Origin of the sequence: Brevundimonas sp. A19_0, assembly GCF_017744255.1 — a bacterium.
Classification (GTDB): Bacteria; Pseudomonadota; Alphaproteobacteria; order Caulobacterales; family Caulobacteraceae; genus Brevundimonas.
In genome coordinates this window covers 235,609-256,408 of sequence record NZ_JAGHQP010000002.1, presented here as the reverse complement: position 1 = coordinate 256,408, position 20,800 = coordinate 235,609, and the positions used below count along the sequence as shown (strand labels likewise).

At 67.8% G+C, this 20,800-nt stretch carries 26 protein-coding genes; 20 read left to right on the top strand and 6 right to left on the bottom strand.

Translation table 11 applies throughout. The features are described from left to right. Positions 1–567: 567 nt before the first annotated feature. The 3 genes from J7346_RS03570 to J7346_RS14975 form a co-directional block, all read right to left on the bottom strand. Positions 568–813 carry a hypothetical protein gene (locus tag J7346_RS03570; protein ID WP_209117820.1) on the bottom strand — a complete coding sequence of 82 codons (246 nt, stop codon included), beginning with the start codon at positions 811–813 and terminating at the stop codon, positions 568–570. A 159-nt stretch (positions 814–972) separates the two neighbouring features. Further along, on the bottom strand, positions 973–1,719 hold the full coding sequence (locus J7346_RS03565; RefSeq protein ID WP_209118066.1) for a DNA adenine methylase: 747 nt from the start codon (positions 1,717–1,719) through the stop codon (positions 973–975). Between the two features lie 264 nt (positions 1,720–1,983). Then, complete coding sequence (locus J7346_RS14975) at positions 1,984–2,352, bottom strand: hypothetical protein (RefSeq protein WP_245157608.1); 369 nt, start codon at positions 2,350–2,352, stop codon at positions 1,984–1,986. A gap of 163 nt (positions 2,353–2,515) precedes the next feature. Between J7346_RS14975 and J7346_RS14970 the strand changes: the two genes are divergently transcribed. Next, positions 2,516–2,983, top strand: a complete 468-nt coding sequence (locus J7346_RS14970) for a hypothetical protein (protein ID WP_245157607.1) — start codon at positions 2,516–2,518, stop codon at positions 2,981–2,983. Positions 2,984–3,261: 278 nt separating this feature from the next. On the opposite strand, the gene J7346_RS03550 is transcribed toward J7346_RS14970, so the two are convergent. Then, positions 3,262–4,398 carry a phage portal protein gene (locus J7346_RS03550; protein ID WP_245157606.1) on the bottom strand — a complete coding sequence of 379 codons (1,137 nt, stop codon included), beginning with the start codon at positions 4,396–4,398 and terminating at the stop codon, positions 3,262–3,264. Next, positions 4,391–6,226, bottom strand: a complete 1,836-nt coding sequence (locus J7346_RS03545) for a terminase family protein (protein ID WP_209117815.1) — start codon at positions 6,224–6,226, stop codon at positions 4,391–4,393. Before J7346_RS03545 ends, J7346_RS03550 begins: the two co-directional genes overlap by 8 nt. A 267-nt stretch (positions 6,227–6,493) precedes the next feature. On the opposite strand from J7346_RS03545, the gene J7346_RS03540 reads away from it, so the two are divergent. The 9 genes from J7346_RS03540 (at position 6,494) to J7346_RS03500 (ending at position 11,668) form a co-directional block, all read left to right on the top strand. After that, positions 6,494–7,402: a GPO family capsid scaffolding protein gene (locus tag J7346_RS03540; protein WP_209117813.1), complete on the top strand. Its 909-nt coding sequence runs from the start codon at positions 6,494–6,496 to the stop codon at positions 7,400–7,402. A gap of 63 nt (positions 7,403–7,465) precedes the next feature. After that, positions 7,466–8,506: a phage major capsid protein, P2 family gene (locus J7346_RS03535; RefSeq protein ID WP_209117811.1), complete on the top strand. Its 1,041-nt coding sequence runs from the start codon at positions 7,466–7,468 to the stop codon at positions 8,504–8,506. Positions 8,507–8,552: 46 nt separating this feature from the next. Further along, on the top strand, positions 8,553–9,536 hold the full coding sequence (gene gpM, locus J7346_RS03530) for a phage terminase small subunit (protein ID WP_209117809.1): 984 nt from the start codon (positions 8,553–8,555) through the stop codon (positions 9,534–9,536). 119 nt (positions 9,537–9,655) lie between these two features. After that, positions 9,656–10,150 carry a head completion/stabilization protein gene (locus J7346_RS03525; protein ID WP_209117807.1) on the top strand — a complete coding sequence of 165 codons (495 nt, stop codon included), beginning with the start codon at positions 9,656–9,658 and terminating at the stop codon, positions 10,148–10,150. Continuing rightward, positions 10,150–10,377 (top strand): tail protein X, encoded by a 228-nt coding sequence (locus J7346_RS03520; protein ID WP_209117805.1) that lies wholly within the window; start codon positions 10,150–10,152, stop codon positions 10,375–10,377. The genes J7346_RS03525 and J7346_RS03520 overlap by 1 nt, the downstream gene beginning before the upstream one ends. A 1-nt stretch (position 10,378) precedes the next feature. Beyond that, a complete protein-coding gene (locus J7346_RS03515) occupies positions 10,379–10,609 on the top strand; it encodes a hypothetical protein (protein WP_209117803.1) in 231 nt (76 codons plus the stop codon). Beyond that, positions 10,606–10,941 carry a hypothetical protein gene (locus tag J7346_RS03510; protein WP_209117801.1) on the top strand — a complete coding sequence of 112 codons (336 nt, stop codon included), beginning with the start codon at positions 10,606–10,608 and terminating at the stop codon, positions 10,939–10,941. The genes J7346_RS03515 and J7346_RS03510 overlap by 4 nt, the downstream gene beginning before the upstream one ends. A 2-nt stretch (positions 10,942–10,943) precedes the next feature. Then, complete coding sequence (locus J7346_RS03505; protein WP_209117799.1) at positions 10,944–11,405, top strand: N-acetylmuramoyl-L-alanine amidase; 462 nt, start codon at positions 10,944–10,946, stop codon at positions 11,403–11,405. Then, entirely contained in the window at positions 11,405–11,668 is a 264-nt protein-coding gene (locus J7346_RS03500; protein ID WP_209117797.1) for a hypothetical protein, read from the top strand. The genes J7346_RS03505 and J7346_RS03500 overlap by 1 nt, the downstream gene beginning before the upstream one ends. 14 nt (positions 11,669–11,682) lie before the next feature. Here the strand turns inward: J7346_RS03500 and J7346_RS03495 are convergent, their stop codons facing one another. Then, on the bottom strand, positions 11,683–11,949 hold the full coding sequence (locus J7346_RS03495) for a hypothetical protein (RefSeq protein ID WP_209117795.1): 267 nt from the start codon (positions 11,947–11,949) through the stop codon (positions 11,683–11,685). Positions 11,950–11,980: 31 nt separating this feature from the next. On the opposite strand from J7346_RS03495, the gene J7346_RS03490 reads away from it, so the two are divergent. The 10 genes from J7346_RS03490 to J7346_RS03445 all read left to right on the top strand — a co-directional run bounded on the left by J7346_RS03490 (position 11,981) and on the right by J7346_RS03445 (position 20,750). Continuing rightward, positions 11,981–12,295 carry a hypothetical protein gene (locus J7346_RS03490; RefSeq protein ID WP_209117793.1) on the top strand — a complete coding sequence of 105 codons (315 nt, stop codon included), beginning with the start codon at positions 11,981–11,983 and terminating at the stop codon, positions 12,293–12,295. Then, positions 12,292–12,792 (top strand): phage tail protein, encoded by a 501-nt coding sequence (locus tag J7346_RS03485; protein WP_209117791.1) that lies wholly within the window; start codon positions 12,292–12,294, stop codon positions 12,790–12,792. Before J7346_RS03490 ends, J7346_RS03485 begins: the two co-directional genes overlap by 4 nt. Next, positions 12,792–13,499, top strand: coding sequence for a phage virion morphogenesis protein (locus J7346_RS03480; RefSeq protein WP_209117789.1), 708 nt, complete (start codon positions 12,792–12,794; stop codon positions 13,497–13,499). The genes J7346_RS03485 and J7346_RS03480 overlap by 1 nt, the downstream gene beginning before the upstream one ends. 122 nt (positions 13,500–13,621) lie before the next feature. Continuing rightward, complete coding sequence (locus tag J7346_RS03475) at positions 13,622–14,563, top strand: baseplate J/gp47 family protein (protein ID WP_209117787.1); 942 nt, start codon at positions 13,622–13,624, stop codon at positions 14,561–14,563. 2 nt (positions 14,564–14,565) lie between these two features. Beyond that, entirely contained in the window at positions 14,566–15,126 is a 561-nt protein-coding gene (locus tag J7346_RS03470) for a phage tail protein I (protein WP_209117785.1), read from the top strand. Continuing rightward, on the top strand, positions 15,126–17,804 hold the full coding sequence (locus J7346_RS03465; RefSeq protein WP_209117784.1) for a tail fiber protein: 2,679 nt from the start codon (positions 15,126–15,128) through the stop codon (positions 17,802–17,804). Before J7346_RS03470 ends, J7346_RS03465 begins: the two co-directional genes overlap by 1 nt. 8 nt (positions 17,805–17,812) lie before the next feature. Continuing rightward, entirely contained in the window at positions 17,813–18,496 is a 684-nt protein-coding gene (locus J7346_RS03460; RefSeq protein ID WP_209117782.1) for a phage tail assembly chaperone, read from the top strand. Positions 18,497–18,573: 77 nt separating this feature from the next. Next, a complete protein-coding gene (locus J7346_RS03455) occupies positions 18,574–19,179 on the top strand; it encodes a phage baseplate assembly protein V (protein WP_209117780.1) in 606 nt (201 codons plus the stop codon). Positions 19,180–19,196: 17 nt separating this feature from the next. Beyond that, positions 19,197–19,553 carry a GPW/gp25 family protein gene (locus J7346_RS03450; protein ID WP_245157605.1) on the top strand — a complete coding sequence of 119 codons (357 nt, stop codon included), beginning with the start codon at positions 19,197–19,199 and terminating at the stop codon, positions 19,551–19,553. A 39-nt stretch (positions 19,554–19,592) separates the two neighbouring features. Next, entirely contained in the window at positions 19,593–20,750 is a 1,158-nt protein-coding gene (locus J7346_RS03445; RefSeq protein ID WP_209117776.1) for a phage tail sheath subtilisin-like domain-containing protein, read from the top strand. Positions 20,751–20,800 lie beyond the last annotated feature (50 nt).

Sequence of the window (20,800 nt, the reverse complement as noted above, 5' to 3'; positions counted from 1 at the left end):
GGCGAAAGGGGAGGGGGTCGAGGATTTTTCAGAATGGCCAGGCGCAGCGCTTGCCAGCCCCGGTAGCGCCCCTCGGGAGCCGCAGGGTGCAAGGAAACGCAATGCGCGCGGACCCCGGCTCACGCCAACCCCAGCCGCGCCGGGCGGGCTCCAGGGGCCCTGTCAAGGGTGCAAGGATTTCGACACGCGAAGCCAGCAGGCGAGGTGGGGGGAAAAGCGCGGCCCCCGGGTGGGCGGCGCGTAAAGAAGGGTATGGTTATCTGTAACCCATAAATGAGCAAGGGTCAACCATGTAACCCAAAAAATGTTGGCGCCGACTCGAGTTTGTGGCACACGCAGAGCCATGAGCGATCAGACCCAGCCCGCGAGGGGCCGCGGCCGCCCCGCGACAGGACAAGTGCCGCACCTGAACCTTCGAGTGCCGGTGGCGCTGCAGGAACGACTATCTATCCTGGCTGAGAAGCGAGGGGTGCCTCGATCGGAGATCGGTCGGCTGTGCCTTGAAATCGGTGCCAAGCATCTTGAGCGCGGTGACCGGGAATAGCCACGCGCTGGTCGCTCGCCGTCTCAAGGCGGACCGACGCTATAACCCTTCGATCGACACCAGGCGTAGTAGTCGAGCGTGCACCTTCGAACGTGGACGCGCGGGGTGCCCCGGGCGCCACAGCCTGAGCACGTGAAGCGATTGGCGACCTGGGCATAGGTCAGGTCCAGGTCAAACCTCCGAACAGCCTCTCCGGCCGACATCCTGGAATAGCGTCCGCACCAGCAGTGGATGTCGAGGCCAATCCCCATCTCGAGATCTGCTCGCATGGCAACGGTCATGGGCGCGCCCCTTTCACGAGGTACCGGCCGCGCCACCGACCCGCGAGGCTTGCCGCCCTCGCGGCAAAAATTCAAGCGGAGTTGACCCCGTTTTGTTCTCACCTGTGGGTGGGGTGGCGGGGCCGGGCCAAGGCCCGGCCGCCTGGCCTAGTTCGTGATGATCACCTCGCCCGCCGGCTTCGCACCCTTGCCCTGCAGGCTGTAGTGGGTGCCGACGCCCTCGATCTGGAAGCGGTCGAAGATCCGGCGGACCTCGGGCCGGTCATTGAGCGACAGGATGAACCGGCCCTTGAGGCTGGCCAGCTGCTCAGCCATCACCTCGAACTGGCCCTGGTCGAACAGGCCCGGGCCATAGTCGCCCTCACAGGCGAAATACGGCGGGTCGAGGTAGAACAGCATTCCCGGCCGGTCGTAGCGCCGGATGAAGTCGGACCAGTCCAGCTGCTCGATCACGACGGCCTCGAGGCGCCTGCCGGCAGCGATCAAGTCGGCCCCGACCTTCGACGCCTGGAATCGGCTCGGCCGATCGCGGCACATGCCGAAGTCCTGGCCGGTCACCTTCCCGCCGAAGGCCACCTTCTGCAGGAACACGAACCGCGCCGCGCGCTGCAGATCCGTCAGATGCGTGGGATCCACGCGCTGTTCGCGGTCGAAGTCGGCCCGGCATTGCAGCTGCAGGCTGATCAGGTCGCATAGCGCGCCAGGATGCGCCCGCATGCAGCGGAACAGGTTGGCCACCTCTCCGGAGCGGTCATTGATGATCTCGCACTTCGGCCGGGAACGCCGGCGAAAGAAGACGCCGCCCATACCAATGAAGGCCTCGGAATAGGCTTCGTGCGGCGTGGCCTCGATCAGGGCGCACAGGCGCCGCGCCAGATTGCGCTTGCCGCCGATGTACGGGGCGACGGGGGAAACAGGGTTACGGGCAGGAGGGTTGTTGCGTTCACGGACGACTCAATCACGGATAGCGCCCGCCGGTCAGGCCGGTGGCGGGGCGAGAAGGGGGTGCACCCCTGGACGTGCTGAGTGTTGGCTCGGCGGCTCTGGGTGCGCTAACACCCGGGCCCCCGCCTCTTGACGGCAAAGGGCCACCGGTCAGGCTTCCCCACCCGATGGCCCTCCGAAATGGCGCGGCGTTGTGCCGTGCGGTGCTGACAATCAGCCGGCCGGAACCTCTCGATCAGCCAGCAGCGCGGAGAGTGCGCCACGCGAGCGCCGCAGCCATGCTGCAAACTCCGTTACCGGCGCCCCGGGCGCGGTCCATCCGATCGGCCACCCCATCACCATCTCGTGGAAGTGCGGGTTCGAGATCAGGTCGCCGGGCAAGGAGCCTTTCCCAAGCCTCAAGCTCACCCGGGCGCGGCGCGAAGAGGACCTCTGCGCCATCGGCCGCACCCCGATCGACCACAGGGTCGCGCGAAGCGTCGTCCAGGCCCGGGCCGCATTGTCCAGGCTGAACTGGCCCCCGCTGCCCTGCTTCGCATCGGACGGCCCCGTGAAGGTCAGGGTCCCGTCCTCGATCACCATGTCCGGGAAGTAGCCCCCCAGCGACGCCGTGGGCGTCGGCCAGAATGAACAGCCGCTTCCGAACGTGAGGCGCGCCCGCCTCAGCCGCTGTGAACAGGCCCGCCTTGACGCCGTAACCCAGGCCTCGAAGGTCTCGGGCGACGTCCCCAAGTCCCAGGGAGACGTGCCCTTCGACGTTCTCGAGGAAGACGAAGCGCGGCCGGACTTCGTCGACGATTCGGGCGACGTCCGGCCACAGGTGTCGGGGATCCTGGTCGCCGCGTCGCTTTCCGGCCAGGCTGAAGGGCTGGCAGGGATAGCCGGCAGAGACGATATGAACGCGGCCGCGCCACGGGCGGCCGTCGAAGGATCGCAGGTCGCTCCAGATAGGAGCCGGTGCCAGGGCCTGGTCTGCCATCCGGGCCACGAGAGCGGCCGCAGCATGGGTTTCCCGCTCGACATAGCCCACAGTTCGGTAGCCAGGCTCGGCGATGTGCAGGCCGAGGTCGAGGCCCCCGTATCCGGCACAGAGGGAGAGACCTCGCAGCTCGAGGTCATGAATTCGGTCGGTATGAAGAGCCACAAAGCCCGTTCCCTTGTCTGGTCGCTCGACTGGCGATCGGATGGGGGCTCGAGGGCCTCAGAACATTGAGCGCTGAACAGCGCCGGCATTTGATCTCGAGCTGGCCGGCAAGGGCGCCGGGCTCGGCCTTGAACAGAAGCGCCGCGCACGAAGCGCAGCGCACCACCTCGTGAGAGGCGGTCGATGGATAGCTCATGTCGATACCTGGAAGGGCGCGACGTGATCCTCGCGGTCACCACCAGGTGTTGGCCAGGTGTCGCGGGCGCGCTAACGCCCGGCCCGCGAGGGCGGCGGCTGTATGTCCAGGATAGGCCGGACCCGCTAGGGCGTCGTGTTGTGTGGTGCGGTCAGCGCTCCTTGAAACGCACCACTTCAAGCCCCAGCCAGTCGTTGATCGCCAGGAATCGCATCTCCAGCGGGATGATCTCGGCCTGATAGAAGACGGCCTCGGCCTTTTCGACGTCGCCGAACCCGCCCGCTGTCTGGGGGATGACGCCGAGCAGCTGGGGCGGCACGCGATGCGCGGCCAGCACGTCGTCGCGCGTGGCGTTTTTGATCCCGACGAATTCGTCCTTCGCGGCCGCCTCTCCCGGGTGCAGGATCTGGATCGAGTCCTTCTTGCCGTTCGGCAGGTGCACGAACATCGACTTGAAATTGCCGACGCCCTTGGTGTTCTTGACCGCCGACTGGATGGCGTCGGCGTCGGCATCGCTCAGCCCGCCTTCGCCGACATACAGGATGAAGCCGGCGTGCGCCCCGTTGATATAATACCGGCGCCGGAACAGAGTCGCCGCCTCGTTCAGGAAGGCCGACTGCAGCGCGCTCAGATAGTCGGGCACGCCATAGATCTCCTGGTCCAGGCTGGGCTGCATCAGCTGCAGCACCGTGCCCTTACGGAACCAGTGCTCCTTCATATAGGCCGCCAGGAAGACGAACGCCCCGGCCTCGACGCCGCGCCGAGTGTATTTGGCCAGGCTGCGGCGCAGCCCCATGGGCCGATTGACCAGATTGGTGACCTGTTCGACGTAGCACTGCCCCATGACCAGATAGTCCAGCGCCAGGCCCTCGAACGTCTCGCGGCTCAGCATCGGATGCGGGATGAAGTCGCGCATCAGCTGGTTGACCTTCACCCGGAACGCGCTGGCGTGGTGCGAGGTCACATTCATCGCGCGCGACAGCACCGCCTGGTCGATCGGCGGCTGGTACCAGCGCCCGCCCGTGCCGGCGACCTCCCAGCAATCCAGGCACTCGATCAGGTCACGCCTGTTCAGCACCGGCTCGGGATCGCCCAGGGCAAAGGCCGTGGCGGTGGCAGTCGAGGCTTCCATGCCCAGCGGCGGGCCGCCGTGCCCCTTGGCAGACGGCGTCAGGGACATACGCGCGGCCATCGACAGTTCGCCGCGCTCCTCGGCCGGGATGGCTTCAATGCCGCTTCTCGCGCGGGCGCGGGCCAGATGGCGGGCACGGGGCAGGGGGCTAGTCATGGGAGATCACCACGCGAGAGCTCGAGCCGCCGCCGATGGCGGCCTCGATGGGTTCATTGATCAGGGATTGGAACAGGGCCCAGGCCAGGTCGGCATGGCCGCTGTTCTTGGTGCGGCTGGCTTCATAGGTCACATGCCGGCCGGACGCCGTCAGGGTGCGCCGGATCGACATCAGCGCCCCGAGCAGGTCGTGGAAGCCGGAGGGGATCTCGATGCGATGCTTTGTGACGACGTCGAGCGCCTTGTAGACCATCTGGGTCTTCACGAACGGGTCGTACTGGTGGCCGGTCGCCCGGGGGAAGAAGGTCCGCACCAGCTGGAAGACGGCATTGCCGATGCCGGTCTTGTCGATGTCGATCTTGGTGACCTTGTAACGGCGCGTGTACTCCCGGATCACCTCGGCCTGCTCGGTGAAGTCGCTGCCCTTGAACTGCCGGCGCTCCAGCACGCGGAACCTGCCGCCCGGCGTTCGCGGCGGCGCCAGCACGATCAAGCCCGCGGCGTCGGCGTTCTCACCGTCTCCGTTCGGGTCATAGGACAGCCAGACCTCACCGTCATACGGCTTGCCGAAGCCCAGGCTAATCCGGGCGTGGTCAACGTCGGGCCACACGTCCTCGGGCTCGACCATGCACGGCGTCAGGATCGTCATCGGGAACACCGAGAGGGTGTCGTCGACGAACTGGCACATCAGCAGATTGGCGAATTCGGGTCCCGAGTACTCGTCGCGCAGATCATCGATGTCGAACAGGTCATTGCCGCCGCGCTCGGCATCCTCGATCGTGACCGTCTGGCGCCAGATCCGGTCGGGCAGCAACAGCCCGTCCCTGGTCGCCTTCCAGCTGGTGTCGAAATCGACGCGTCGGTCTTTCGGTCGCTTCTTGTTCCACTCCTGGCCGGTCCAGAACTGATAGGCCTCGTGGGTGACCGAGCTCGGCGCCGAGAAAAACGTCTTCCGGTACCGCTTCTGCATCGCCATGCCCGAGGCGACCTTCTTCAGCACCTGGAAGCCGAAGACCCAGAAATATTCGTCGAAGTAAAAGTCGCCGTGATAGCCCTGCGCCGTCCGCGCATTGGTGCCCAGGTAGTAGAGGGTCGGCTGTTCCAGCGGCCGACCGTCCTCCGCCTCGCCCCGGTCGATCAGGATCGGATCACCGCTCAGCTCAACGCCGATCGTCTCCATGACGAACGCCCGGACATAGCCGCGGGCGATATGGGCCTGACTCTTCGAGGCCGACAGCCAGATCTGGTTCTTGCCGGTCTCGAGCGCCACGATCAGCTTCTCGAGCGCGAAATAATAGGACGCCCCGATCTGGCGACTCTTCAGGATGTTGCGGCTGCGCAGCTCGCGCTTCGACCACCACCCGGCCTGATAGTCGAACAGGATCTCGAGGAAGCGCGCCTTCAGGATCTCGGCCTGGTCCGGCGTGATCCGGTTCTTCGACGGCTTGGCCTTGGGCCCCGCGTTGCGGTTGGCGACCTTGGGGTTCAGGTCCGCCTCATTGCCGCCGCCCTCATATTTGCGGATGCGGGCGAACCGCTCGGCCTGGCGGCCCAGCAGGTCCAGCTCCTTGAAGTCCAGGCCGGACTTCCGGTCCTTCATGGCGACGGCGATGTAGCGGGCCTCGGTCACCCCCTCCATGCGCTCGACGGAGGTGGACTTGTCCCATTCCTCGCGCGCCTTCCAGCTGGCGATCGTGCCCTCCGGCACGCCCATCAGCTCGGCGATGTCACACAGCCGCCAGCACGCCCAATAGAGGAACTTGGCCGCGCGGCGCGCGTCCAGCATGGCCGCGACCGGAAACCCGAACCCGCTGTTGGCAGCCAGCATAGCCCCGAGGTCTTCGGGACCGCCGTCGCCGCGCTCAAGCAGCGGAGCGGTAGCGCGCTTCGCTGAGGTGCCTTCCGCTTTGGTGGGCCGCTGTTTCATCGGGGCGGACGCTAACCGCGCGCGCGCGACGGCCCTTCGCCTCCCTGTTGTCAGCACCGCACGGCACAACAGCCCCGCCTTGAGAAGGCGCGCCGCATCGCGGTGATCTGCGGCCCGATCAGTCCGCGCCGCATCCGGCGCTTCGAACGCCCATCACCCGAGGCCCCGATGTCCGATACGACCGCTCTGTCGACCCCCAAGTCCAAGTTCTTCCGTGTCGCCGTTGAGGGCGCGACCGCCTCGGATGGCCGCACCATCGAGCGGAACTGGCTGCTCGACATCGCCGCCAGCTATAATCCGGCGACCTTCGGCGCCCGGGTCAATATGGAGCACATCAAGGGCTTCTCGGCCGAGGGCCCCTTCATCGCCTATGGCGACGTCCTCGCGGTCAAGACCGAAGAGGTCGAGATCGAACTGGCCGGCAAGACGGAAAAGCGCCTTGCCCTGTTCGCCCAGATCGACCCGACCGACCAGCTGATCAAGTTCAACAAGGCCCGCCAGAAGATCTATACCTCGATCGAGGTCGAGCCGAACTTCGCCGGCACCGGCAAATGCTACCTGATGGGCCTGGCCGTCACCGATAACCCGGCCAGCCTGGGCACCGAGGCCCTGAAGTTCACTGCCAAGGCCGACTCGGAATTCGCCAAGGAGCTGAAGGCCACGCTCGATGGGCGCAAACAGCATGCCACCAGCCTGTTCTCGGCCCTGATCGACACCACCATCGAATTCGAAACCGCTCCGAACGCCGCGACCGAATCCGCCCTGGACAAGGTGCTGGCCAAGTTCTCGGCCCTGCTGGACGGCAAGAAGCCCGAGCCGACCCCGCCGCAACAGCCGCAAACCCCGCCCGCTGATCCGAGCGCTGCCGTGGTCCAGGGCTTCACCGCCCTGGTCGGCGACATGGCCGCCGCCATGAAGGCTGACCGCGAGGCCATGGCCACCCAGCATCGCGCTGACATGGCCCGGCTGCAGAGCGAGTTCGCCGGCCTGAAGGCCACGATCGAGCGCACGCCCTCCGACGACTACACCCGCCGCCCCGACGCCACGGGCAACAACAACGAGCAGGTCGACTTCTAGCCCGCTCCGCTCCGCCACCCAGACCGCCCCCTCCAGCCTGAACGCTCACACCGGAACCGAACCATGCGCAATACGACCCGCGTCGCCTACAACAACTGGCTGGACCAACAGGCCCGCATCAACGAGGTCGACGGGCAGACCGTCCGCAGCGAAAAGGCCTTCACGGTCGCGCCTTCGGTCCAGCAGCGCCTGATCGAAAAGCAGCAGGAATCGTCTGCCTTCCTCAGCTCGATCAACATCGTGCCGGTGCCCGAACAGTCGGGCGAAAAGATCGGCCTGGGCATCGGCTCGACGCTGGCCGGTCGCACCAACACCGACGCCAATGATCGCCCGACGCAGGACCCGACCACCCTCGACAAGGATGGGTTCCTGACCAAGCAGACAAACTCGGACACCCACGTCAGCTACGCCAAGCTCGACCTGTGGTCGAAATTCCCGAACTTCCAGCAGCGCCTGTCCGGCCAGGTTGTCCAGCAACAGGCCCGCGACCGCATCATCATCGGCTTCAACGGCACCTCGGCCGCGGCCCAGACCGATCGCGGCGCCAACCCGCTCCTGCAGGACGTCAATGTCGGCTGGTGCGAGAAGATCCGCGTGAACAAGCCGACCCATGTCTTCGACGAGGGCGCCACTGAGGCCGGCCTGATCATCATCGACCCCGCCGGCAATGGTGACTACCGGAACCTCGACGCCCTGGTCTATGACGCCATCCACTCCTTCCTCCCGGCCTGGGTGCGGGCGGACACGGCCCTGGAGTGCTTGGTCGGCGACGGCCTGCTGCACGAGAAGTACTTCCCGATGGTCGACCAGGAAGAGAAGCCGACCGAGCGTCTGGCCCTCGACGTCCTGATGTCCAAGAAGCAGCTCGGCGGCCGTCCGGCCGGGCGCGTGGCCTACATGCTCGAGAACGGCATCCTGATCACGCCGCGCAAGAACCTGTCGATCTACGAGCACGAGGGCACCCGCCGGCGCACCGTGGTCGACAACGCGAAGCGCAGCCGGATCGAGACCTATGAGTCGGTCAACGAGGACTACGTGGTCGAGGATCACGACTGGGCCCTGCTGATCGAGAACATCCAGTTCGGCCCGACGCCGGCGCCCTAAGCCGGAGTCTCGCTGAACCTCGCCCGTCCACTCCAGGAGCTGATCCGTGAAGTCCGTCGCTGCCCTCGCCCGTGAAAAGGCCGAAGCCCGTAAACAGGCCGAGGTCGAAGCCGCCACCCAGGCGGCCGAAAAGGAGCGGACGCGCAAGAAGCCCCGACCGGTGCCGGCCTTCATGCCGGAGGTCGCGGTCGAGGCGTCCGGCCGCCCGCGAATGGTGTCGGCCGCGGCGCAACGAAAGGCCTTCCTGATCGCGGCCAGTGCCGGTCGCGTCCTGGCGGCCAGCGGCGTCGATCTGCTGGCCATGGGCGACAATGACAACGGCGCCAACCAGCGAGAGCGGGAAAGCGCGGCCGCCAAGGTCATGCTGCAGCTGCAGGAGGATCAGCGCCGCCTGAAGGAGATTCAGTCCATCGAGCGCAAGATCGCCCTGAAGGCCGAGCTCCTGCCCGGCTACGCCGGCTGGATCGACGGCATGATCAAGGCCGGCAAGGCCTCGGCTTCGCCCCTCGACCAGGTCTTTACCGCCCTGATGGCGTGGCGCATCGACACCGGCGACATCAAGGGCGCCATGCCCATGATCGAGCACGCCCTGCTCAATGGTCTGGCCATGCCCGACCGCTTCAAGCGCGAGACGCCGGCCTTTGTGGTCGAGCAGGTTTCCGAGGCTGCCATCCGTGCCTATGAAGCGGGCGAGGACGCCGCGCGGGCCTTCCCGGCCGCCGTCCTGCCGGCGATCGAGGATCTGATCGACCTGGTGGATGCCGACATCCACGACGAGATCACCGCCAAGCTGCACCGCGCGCTCGGCATGGCCATCCTCGCGGGCGCCAAGGAAGACGACGCCGACGACCTGACCGCGCGTCAGGGCCAGGCGCTGCGCTGCTATCAGCGCGCCCTGCAGCTCGACGAGAAGGTCGGTGTCAAGAAGCCGATCACCCAGCTGCAGAGCGCCCTCAAGAAGGCCGGCGCGCTGCCCGAGAATTCACCAGAGGCCCAGACCCCGCCCGAGCAGGGCGGGGCAGGGGCCTGACACCTTCGCCCCCCGGCGCTCGGCGGCGGGACCGGCAGACGACGGCGTCCCCAATCCGTCGATCGTCGCGCCGGTCCCCCACCGCCGTAAACCGGGCTTTCCCTCCGCCCGTGTGACCCATGTCCGGCTTTGTCTTCAACCCTCCGAACGCGGACACCGAGCCACCGGCGCCGCCTCCCGCGGCCGATGCGGTCATGTTCGACGGCTGGTGGCCGAACATGAACATCACCGCCGTCCGGGACGCCATCCGCATCGACACTACGGTGACGCCTGATCGACTGCGCGACGCTGTTCGGCAGGCGATGCTCGACGTCGCCGCTGCGCTGGCCGACTGGCGCATCGATCAGGAGGCGGCCGGTTACGCCAGCCTCGCGGACGTGCCGGCCCGGATCATGGTGGACGGCGTCAGCGACTACGTCATGCGCTTCAATCGCGCGGTCTATTCCGTCGTCGGTGCTGATCTGGCCGAGCGTCAGATCGGCTCGCGTCTCACCTCGGCCGGCGCCGATCGGGCCGAGGAACTCTCGGCCGACATCGACATCCACACCCGCAACGTCTCCTGGGCCGTCAGGGACTTCCTCGGCCGCACGCGCGTCATAGCCGAGGCGCTGTGATGGCGCGTCTGGCAACATCCATCCGCGTCGAGGCCGAGGCTGGCGAGACCGTCGACGCCTTGGTCTATCGCGTTCTCGGCAAGGGATCGCCTGCCGTGGAGCAGGTGCTCGACGCCAACCCGAACCTCGCCGACCACGGCCCGATCCTGCAGGCCGGTCAGGGCATCGTGATCCCCGCGGCCGCGACCCTCCCGGCCACCCCGCCAACGATCAATCTGTGGGACTGATATGACTGCGCATCATCCCCTGCCGATCAATCCGCCGATCAACTGGTCCAAGGTCGCCTTCCTGTGGGCCGCCTCGATCACCGTCGCGGGCTGGGTCTTCTTCGGTGCCCAGGGCGAGCAGCGCCTCAAGACGCTCGAGGCCCGCACCCAGCCCCTGGCCAATGGCGACCTGGTGGCCGTCCAGCGCGACGTCGCGTGGATCCGCGATCGCCTCGAGCGAGAGCCGTCATGATCCGGATCAAGCCCGGCCAGCTGTTCGCCCTGCTGAAAGCCCTGCCCATGATCCGCTTCGCCCTGATGCTGGGCGGCGGGCTGGTGGCGACGGCTCTGGCCGCGCATGTCCAGGCCTGGCTCCTTCACGGTCGCTTCCCCGACGCCGAGACCGTCTGGCTGGCCCGCATTCAGGGCGCCACCTGGATGGGGCTGGCCAGCACCGCCATCGTCGCCCTCGTCATGGTCACCCTGGCCTTCGGCCGCGCCGGCCGCGTCGGCGTCAAGGCCGGTGGCGTCGAGCTCGACGTCGATTTTGACCGGGAAGACCCGGCCCCTTCAAAGGACACCTGACGATGAAGACCATCAGCCTGCTCGTGGTCCACTGTTCGGCCACCCCCGCCGCCCGCGACATCGGCGTCGCCGAAATCCGCGCTATGCACAGGGCCAAGGGCTGGCGCGACGTCGGCTATCACTACGTTATTCGCCGCGACGGCACGGTCGAGAAGGGCCGTCCCGACACGGTCATGGGCGCGCACGTCCAGGGCCACAATGCCAACAGCCTCGGCATCTGCCTGGTCGGCGGCGTGAAGCCGGACATGACGGCCGAGACGAACTTCACGCCGGACCAGTACGCCGCGCTCGAGCAGCTGCTGGGCACCCTGACCACGCGCCATCCCCGCGCCCGCGTTTGCGGCCACCGCGACCTGTCGCCTGACCGCAACGGCAACGGCAAGGTCGAGCCGGGCGAGTGGGTCAAGGCCTGCCCGACCTTCGACGTCGCCGCCTGGTGGGCCAAACGCGAGGGGGCGCGCTGATGTTTGCCCAGCTCAACAGGGCCGTCGCATTCATCGTTCTGGCCTTGCTGGTGTGCGGTCTGGTCAGCACGGCGGCCGCCTTCGTGGTCGATCACGGCTTCGCTCTGGGTCTCATCGTCCCCGGCATCTGCTGGTTCGTCTGGGTCCGGTTCTTCTTCGACCCGGGCGTCTATGGCGAGCGGGCTATCGCCGCCCCGATCGTCGGCATTGTCCTGGCAATCGGCTTGGTGATCGGCCTTCTGATCCGGATGGCCCCGTCGTGAAGCTGCCCGACGTCTCACGCTTCACCCCGGTCCACGGGATCCTGATCGCCGGCGCGCTGATCTGCTTTGCCGTGGCCGGCGTCCAGATCCTCGGCGGTCTCGGCTTCCGCTGGGATCCGTTCAACGCGGCCGAGCATCGGGCCGAAGTGGCCGAGGGCAAGGCAGCCGTCGCCACGGCCGACGCCGGCGCCCGATCGGCCGAGGCCTCCGGGGCCCGCCAGACCACGCGCCTGGTCGAACAGGCTGCCGCCGACCGCGAGGCCGCGGATGCGATCGCCCATGATTTTGCCCTGCAACGAGAGGCCCAGGCCGATGACTCGATTCCTCTTCCTGACGGTGGCGCTGGTCTGCGCGATAGCTGGCAGCGGTTGTGCGATCTTCGCCCGGCCGTCTGTGCCGATCACGGTGACGCCGCCCCGGCGCGAGATGCCGGAAAGCGCCAAGCGCCCGTGCCGGCTCCCGGTCCTGCCGGATGAGCTGACCGTCGACACGGTCGAGCAGACTCTCGTGCACGCCGGTGTCGCCCTTGTGAAGTGCGACATCGCACGCCAGACCGCCGTCGACGTCCACGACGGCGAACATGCCGACGAGGATGACTGGCTGCGCGAGCTGGGGGTTGAGCCGTGAAGAAGCCGAATTCGCTGCGGGCATACCTGTCGGAGAGCCTGGACCCGCGCCACGGGCTCAAGACCGACCCCTATCGTCTGCACATGGTCGCCACCGATCTCGGCATCTTCGCGTCGGCCCGGCCGGGGCAGGCGTTCGAGTACCGCTACACGCTCGAGCTGGCCCTCCTGGACTTCGCGGGTGACCCGGCAGAGATCACGGTTCCCTTGATGCTCTGGATCCAGCGTTGGCAGCACGACCTGATCAGCAGCCCGGAGGCCACGGCGCGGGGCATCAATCTCACCGTCGAGATGCTGAGCCCCGACAAGGTCGACGTCCACATCGATCTCAAACTGACCGAATCCTATCGGATCGAGGCTCGCCCTGGCGGCGGTCACGACGTGGTGTATCTCGAACCTCCGGCACCGCTGGCCTTCGCGGACGGCCCGCCGCTGCACATCGTCTATCTGGACGGCGCGGTCATCGCCCGCTGTGAGGCCCATCCCGAGGTCAGCTGATGGCCGAGGACCTGGCCCAGCTGCACGATATCGCGGCGGCCTGTCTGGCCGCGCTCGACCCGCCCGCCCGCAGGCGGCTGCTCAAGCGTCTCTCGGGGGATATCCGCCGCGTCCAACAGCGTCGCATGGCTGCCCAGAAGGCACCGGACGGGTCCAGCTGGCCCAAGCGCAAGCCGCGCCGCGACATGAAGCCGGCCACGCGGCCGGTGCGCTTTCTCTACCCGTCCGGAGGATCGGGCGAGCCGCGCCTGGTCGACATGCGTAGCTGGCGCCAGCAGGGCAAGATGATGATCGGCTTCGACCGCGAGGCCGACGGCCTTCGCACCTTCAAGGAGTCCAGGGTGATCCGCTGGATCACGCCAGAAGGTCAGGCCGACACCTCCATGGATGCATCCGCAGCCCGCAGTGTGCAGGGCCGGGTGCGGCGGCGGGCCCAGCCGATGTTCCGGGGGCTGCGGTCCAGTCGCTGGCTCAAGGCCGGCGCGGACAGCGAGGCCGCCTGGGTCGAGTTCACCTCGCGCGCGTCGCGCATCGCCCGCGTTCACCACGACGGCGGCCGGGATCAGGTCGCCCCGGGCGGGCCCGAGATCGATTATCCCCGGCGGGAGCTGATCGGCTTCGCGCCGTCAGACGAAGCGATGCTCCTGAACGCCTTCATCGATCATGCCGGCGACGCCCTCGGATGGGGTCGCCGGGCCGGGCGCTAGCCCGCAGCCGCGACTTCCCCGCTACATTTGTCAGCACCGCACGGCACAACAGCGCCCGGTCGCCAGCCCCCTGCCCGGGCGGTGACAACGGAGGCCCGCTTGTGACCTAGAGGTTTCCGTCCGTGTCCGTCCTCGCCGGCCAGGCCAGCGGCTCGACTGCCGTCAACCTGTCCAAGCTGCCCTTCCCGAAAGTCGTCGAGGCCCTGTCCTTCGACGCCATCGTGGCCGAGGCCAGGCAGCTGCTGATCGACGCCATGGCCGAGGACAGCCCGGAGGCCGGCGCCGCCATGGCCCAGGTGCTGGCCCTGCCGTCCGAGCCGCTGGTCAAGATCATCCAGATCTTCGCCTATCGCGAGCTCGGCTTGCGCCAGCGGGTCAATGACGCCGCGCGCGCCGTCACCATCGCCTATGCCGTGGGGGCGGACCTCGATCACCTGGTCGCCCTGCTCGGCGTCGAGCGCCTGGTCATCGTGCCGGCGTCCGGTGACGGCCTTGTGCCGGCTGTCATGGAAGACGACGAAGCCCTGCGCCGTCGCGCCCTGCTGGCACCCGAGGCCTATTCGGTGGCCGGCCCCGAGGGTGCGTATGTGTCCAAGGCCCTCGACGCGTCCGGCGATGTCCTCGATGCCAGCGCCACCAGCCCGTCGCCCGGCCAGGTCCTGGTCACCGTCCTGTCCCGCCTCGGCAATGGCGTCCCGGATCAGGCCCTGCTCGATGCGGTCGAGGCCTATGTCTCGGCCGAGGACGTCCGCCCCCTGACGGATCAGGTGACCGTGGCTGCGGCCGAGGTCCTCACCTTTGCGGTCGAGGCCACCCTGACCACCTTCGCGGGGCCCGACGCCTCGGTCGTCATCGACGAGGCGCTTGCCCGTCTCGACGCCTATCTGGCGGCCTGTTTCCGGCTCGGCCGCGACGTCACGCGCTCGGGCATCATCGCGGCTCTGTCGCCCGAAGGCGTCCAGGACGTCGACCTGGTATTGCCCGCTGCCAACGTCGTCGTGACCCGCACCCAGGCGGCACGCTGCACGTCGATCGACGTCACCCACGCCGGCCTCGGGGAATAGGCATGCCCCTGGTCCGCGATAGCCAGTGCCTGGCACCCGAGAATTCCACCGCGCTCGAGCTGGCCCTCGAGCGCCTGACGCGTCGCCTGGACGATGTGCCGGTCCCGCTGCGCGACCTCTGGCGCCCCGACACCTGCCCGATCGAGCTCCTGCCGTGGCTGGCCTATGCCCTGTCGATCGACAGCTGGAATCCGACCTGGCCGGAAGGCGTCAAGCGCGCCGTGGTGGCGGCGGCCATCGAGATCCAGCGCAAGAAGGGCACGGCCGCCTCTGTCCGTCAGGTCGTCGCGGCCTTCGGCGGTCAGATCGCCCTGCGGGAATGGTGGCAACAGGATCCCCCGGGCGACCCCTACACCTTCGACCTGGTGCTGACCCTGAACGGGGACGGCGGTCAGCCGGCCACGGCCCGCTTCGTCGAGGAAGTCATCGACGAGGTCGCCCGGACCAAGCCCGTGCGCGCGCACTTCACCTTCACCCAGGGCCTCTCGGCCCAGGGCGGACTTGGCACGGCCGCCGCAGCGCGCGCGGCCGACTACGTCCGCCTGCAGCTTGAGGCCGCCTGATGCCCGGATTGCCGATCACCATTACCGACGCGGGCCGCGCCGCCCTGATCAACGCCCAGAACACCGGCACCAATGCCCTGACGATCCATGAGATCGCCCTGACGTCCTCGAATATGGAGGGGGCGAACTTCGCGGCCATGACGGCCCTGCCGACCGAGCTGAAGCGGCTGACCACCTTTTCGGGCGACGTGGTCGCGGCGGACACACTGCACCTCACGATCCGCGACGAGTCGATCCAGTCCTATTCGATGCGCGGCTTCGGCCTGATCCTGTCGGACGGCACCCTGTTTGCCGTCTATGGCCAGGCCGCGCCCATCGTCCAGAAGTCGACGGCCTCGATCATGCTGCTGGCGGTCGACGTGGTGCTGGCCAGCCTGACCACGGCCATGATCGAATTCGGCAATACCGACTTCATCAATCCGCCGGCGACCGTCGACCAGGCGGGCGTCATCAAGATCGCCACACAGCCCGAGGTCGACGCCGGCGCGCGCAGCGACGTGGCGGTCCCGCCCTCGCGTCTCAAGGTGCTGCTGACGGCCCTGCTGGGGACGAAGGCCGACGTGGCGCACAGCCATGATGCGGGCCATGTCACGTCCGGCGTCTTCGATGTCGCGCGCATCCCGGACCTGGTGATGGGCAAGATCACCGGTCTGGCGGTGGCTCTGGCTGAGAAGGCGAACCTCGCTGGGGCCACGTTCACGGGCGTCGTAGCTATTGCAGCCGCCGGCGGAGGCCGACTGGATATCCGGGGCAACGCGGGCACGGTTCGCGAGATCAACTTCAAGACTGATGTCACTGATCGCTGGCGCATTCGAGCGAACGGCTCGGCCGAGTCCGGGGCAAACAACGGTGCGCTTCTCGAGTTCATGCGCTTCGCCGACAATGGCGCCTATCTGGGCATCCCGTTCGCGATCGTCCGGGCGACTGGTCAGGTCACGTTCGAGACCGTACCGCGGGTCGGCACACAGCAGGTGTGGTTTGAGGGCAATTTCGACCCGAACTCCAAGGCCGCAGCCATCCATTCCCATGACTGGGCGCAGGTCACAGGCAAGCCGGTCCTGCTCCAGTTCGTCAACTCGCTCGCCGTCTCGGGCTCGGACCTCAATCTCTGCACCACGCCGGGCTTCTATCGTCAGCCGCTGGACGCCGGCGCCACGGACGGCGCCAACTATCCCATTGGCGCGGCCGGCATGATCGAGGTGCTGGCCCAAGGCAATGCCGTCGAGCAGCGCTACACGCGGCCCTCGAGCGGAGACGTCTTCCATCGCGGGTCGATCGGAGGCGCCTGGTCGGCCTGGCGCAAATTCTGGGACAGCGGAAACTTCAATCCTGCGAGCAAGCTCGACGCTTCCGCCTTCACCTTTGCCAACCTCGGGGGGAAGCCGAACACCCTTGCCGGCTACGGCATCACCAACGCGGTCGTCCAGTATGTCGGGGCCATCAGCTCTGGCCAAGACCTCAACGACTACGTCACCACTGGCATCTACCACCAGTCCTCGAACTCGCAGGCGGCGTCGGGGGCGAACTACCCGACCCCAGCGGCGGGGCTCCTGGAGGTCTATGGCCTCTACTATACCTATCAGAGGTACACGACTTACAATGGCAATGAATCGTGGTGGCGCACGAATTACTCCGGAACCTGGTATCCATGGCGGAAGGTCTCGGACTCGACCCATGCCCATGGCATTTCTGAAATCCCGGGCCTCCAGGCGGCCCTGGATGCCAAGCTGGCGGCCAATGCCTACAGCCTGATCAGCCAGGCCGAAGCCGAGGCGGGCACCGCGACGACTGTCCGCTACGTCTCGGCCCTGCGTATCCGTCAGGCGATCGCGGCCTTCGCCTCGCCTCTCGGTCACTCCCATGGCTGGGGCGAGATCAGCGGCAAACCGGACTTCTTCGCTCCATCGCCGCACAGCCACGCGATCGGCGACGTCACGGGTCTGCAGGTGGCGCTGGATGCGAAGCTGGCCGCCAATGCCTACAGCTTGATCGGCCAGGCCGAGGCCGAGGCCGGCACCGCGACGACCGTCCGCTACTTCACCGCCCAGCGGGTTCGCCAGGCCATCGCAGCCTTTGCCTCGCCGCTCGGCCACGCGCACGCCTGGACCGAGATCACCGGCAAGCCGTCGACCTTCACGCCTTCGGCCCACACCCACGCCGCCGCCGACGTCACCTCGGGTGTCTTCGACGTCGCCCGCATCCCGAACCTGACGGCGTCCAAGATCACGGACCTGCTCGACCTGGTGTGGCCGGCCGGGCAGCTTCACCTCTTCGACCAGGCCACGGTCCCGGCCGGTACCCGCTGCCTGGTCGCCAACGGCGCCGTCGTCTCGCGCACCACCTATGCCCGGCTGTTTGCCGCGATCGGCACCCGCTATGGCGCCGGCGACGGCGCGACCACCTTCCAGATCCCCGACTGGCGCGGCCTGTTCTTCCGGGGCCTGGATAACGGGCGCGGGCTGGACCCGGGCCGCGCGCTGGGGACGGGCAGCTATCAGGCCAGCCAGAACCTGCAGCACCGGCACTCCATCGCCGCACGAAGCTCGACCGGGTCGAACGACAACTACGTCGAGGATGGCGATTCCGATGGCGTGGGTCGCAGCATGTTCACCGGCTACGAGGGCGGAAGCGAAGCCCGCCCGGTCAACGAGGCCCTCTTGGCCTGTATCTCCTACTGAGGCGCGCCATGCTGATCTATCACTATGATCCCGAGACTGGCCTTTACCGGGGCGCCGGCATGGCCGACGCGGACCCCATGGAGCTCGAGCTGGCCCGCAAGGCCGTTCACGATCCGCTGGCCGCCGCTGCCCACGCCGCCTATGCGAGCGCCTACGATGAAGCCATCGCGGCGTTCGCCGCCGCGCCCCGCACGACGCTCGACGAACTGGCCCAGGCCGAGCAGGATCTGGACGCCGCGATCGGGCAGGCCATGCAGATCCGCGATGCTGCGCTTGCCGATGCGACGGCCGCCGCAGGCCGGGTGCAGCCCGAGCACTGGCTGATCCCGGCCAATTCCACCCTCGAGCCGCCGCCGGCGTTCGGCTTCGACGAGGAAGCCGTGTTTGACGAGGGCGCCTGGACGGTTCGCCCAGCCGCGACGGATGACGATGATCCGGATGGCGAGCCCGACGAGGCTTTGCTGGCGCACGCCGTTCGCACCGACCGCACCCGCCGCATCGCCCGGGTCCGTTGGCTGGTCGATCGTCACCGCGACGAGCTCGCCCTCGGCATCACCACCACCCTGACGCCTGAGGACTATCGATCCGTCCTCGAGCACATTCAGGCGCTGCGGGATGTCCCGGATCAGGCGAGGTTCCCGCGCTCGATCAGCTGGCCCGAGCTGGACGAAAGCCTGACCACCACGGGGTAACCGCCTTTTGTGCCGTGCGGTGCTGACAACACCGCGCCCCTGCGATGTTGCGCGCGCTGCGCCATCGTCCGCAGCCTATGACCCGCCCCGCTTTCTCACGCCCGGCCGCCGACTCCGATCGCCTGATCGGCTCGCTTCTGCGCGTCGGCATCGTCCAGTCGGTTGATCTTGAGGCGGGCAAGGTCGTGGTGACCATGGGCGAACAGACCACTCCGCCGATCGACTGGCTGATGGCGGTCGGCGACACCACCATCTGGATCCCGCCGACGGTCGGCCAGCAAGTCCTGGTCATCGCCCCCGAGGGTGACATCGAGCAGGGCATGGTGCTGAACGGCCTGCCGTCCTCGGCCTTCGCGCCCCTGTTCCTCGGCCTGAAAAACGCCATCCGCTTTCAGGACGGCGCCCAGGTCTCCTACGATCCGGAGGGCCAGCACCTTGAGGTCGAGACGCCCGGCCGCGTGACCATGACCGCCCCGGGCGGAGTCACCATCGTCGGCGACACCACCATCACCGGCAACGTCTCGATCGATGGCGACACGACGATCACCGGCAACACCGTGGTCGACAGGAAGGTGACCGCCAAGGAGGACGTCGTCGTCGACGTCGCCGGCGCACCCAAGAGCCTCAAGTCGCACGTCCACACCGGCGGCACGATCTCCGGGAAGACGGGGGCACCGGTATGACCGGCCAGAGCGTTGGCATGTCGCGCACCACGGGCCGCGCCCTCGACAGCCGCAGCGCCGCACACCTCGAGCAGTCGATCGGCGACATCCTGACCACGCCCGAGCGCAGCCGCGTGATGCTGCGCCCCTATGGCTCGCGCCTGCCCGATCTGGTCGACCAGCCCGACAACCCGCGCACCCGCCTCGCCATCTATGCGGCAACGGCCATGGCGCTGTTGAGGTGGGAGCCTCGCGTGCAGCTGACGCGGGTGACGCTCGAGCGCCCGCGCCCGGGCGCCCTTCATCTTCGCATCCTCGGCCGCCGTGTGGATCTGCCCCGGCCCGAGGGCTTCGACTTCGCCTATCCGCTTCACCCCGCTCCGTCCGCCGCCTGATCGCCCTGATCGCCTCCTGCTCGACCTGAAGGAACTCCCATGGCCCTGACCCCTCGCACCCACGGCGTCGCCATCACCGCCGCCGCCCTTGGCGCGGTCGCCCTGTTCGTCAATCCGCTGTCCGTCTGGGGCATTGTCGCCACGGCGCCGGACGCGGTCGGCCTCGATCTCAATACGCCGATCCTGGTCCAGGACCTGGAGGCCACCATCGCCGCGGCCGGTGAGGCCGGGACCGCCTCGCGGGCGCTTCGCGCCATCGCCGACTTCGGTCGCTCGACCGGCGTTCTGATCCTGGTCGAGGAAGGGGAGGGGGCCGATCCTGAGGACATCGCGGCCGACCAGGCGGCGAACGTCATTGCCGGGCTCCAGAAGCTGCTGCTGGCCGAGCAGGCCGTGGCCGTGCGCCCGCGCATCCTCGCGGCCCCCGGCCTGGACGATGCCGCCGTCACGGCGGCCATGGGCGTCGTGGCGGCTCAGCTTCGGGCCATGGCCTATGCCCGTGCCATCGGCGCCACCCCGGCCGAGATCTACACCTACCGCCAGACCTACTCGACGCGCGAGCTGATGCTGATCGATGGCGACTTCAACGCCTTCGACGCCCTGGCCGAGGCAGAAGTGGTCAGCTTCGCCACCGCCCGGGCCGTGGGTGCCCGCGCCTGGCTGGACCGCGAGGTCGGCTATCACAAGACGATCTCCAATGTGGCCGTGCCGGGCGTGCTGGGTCTCACCAATCCCCGCACCTGGGATCTGCAGTCGGCCGACACCGAGATCGGCCTGATCAACGGCGCGGACGTCACCGGCCTGATCCGCCGCAACGGCTTCCGCTTCTGGGGCAACCGCACCTGCTCTGATGATCCGCGCTACGCTTTCGAAAGCGCCGTCCGCACGGATCAGGTGCTGCGCGACACCATCGCCGAAGGCGTCTTCCCCTACATTGATCAGCCGCTCCGCCAGTCGCTGGCGATCGACATCATCGAGAGCCTGAACGCGCTCGGCCGGCGCGAGGTCCTGGCCGGTCGCCTCATCGGCTTCGAGGCCTTCCTGGCCGAGGGCAACACGCCCGAGCTGCTGGCCGCAGGCAAGCTCCGCATCGGCTACCGCTTCACCCCCTGCGCCCCGCTCGAGGAGCTCGGTATCGGGCCCGAGATCACGGACGAATTCTACGCCGACTTCGCCGAACTGTCCGGCGCCGCCTGATCCCGTCCCCTTACGCCTGAGCCCTTCCAACCGCCCTTCCAGGAACACCC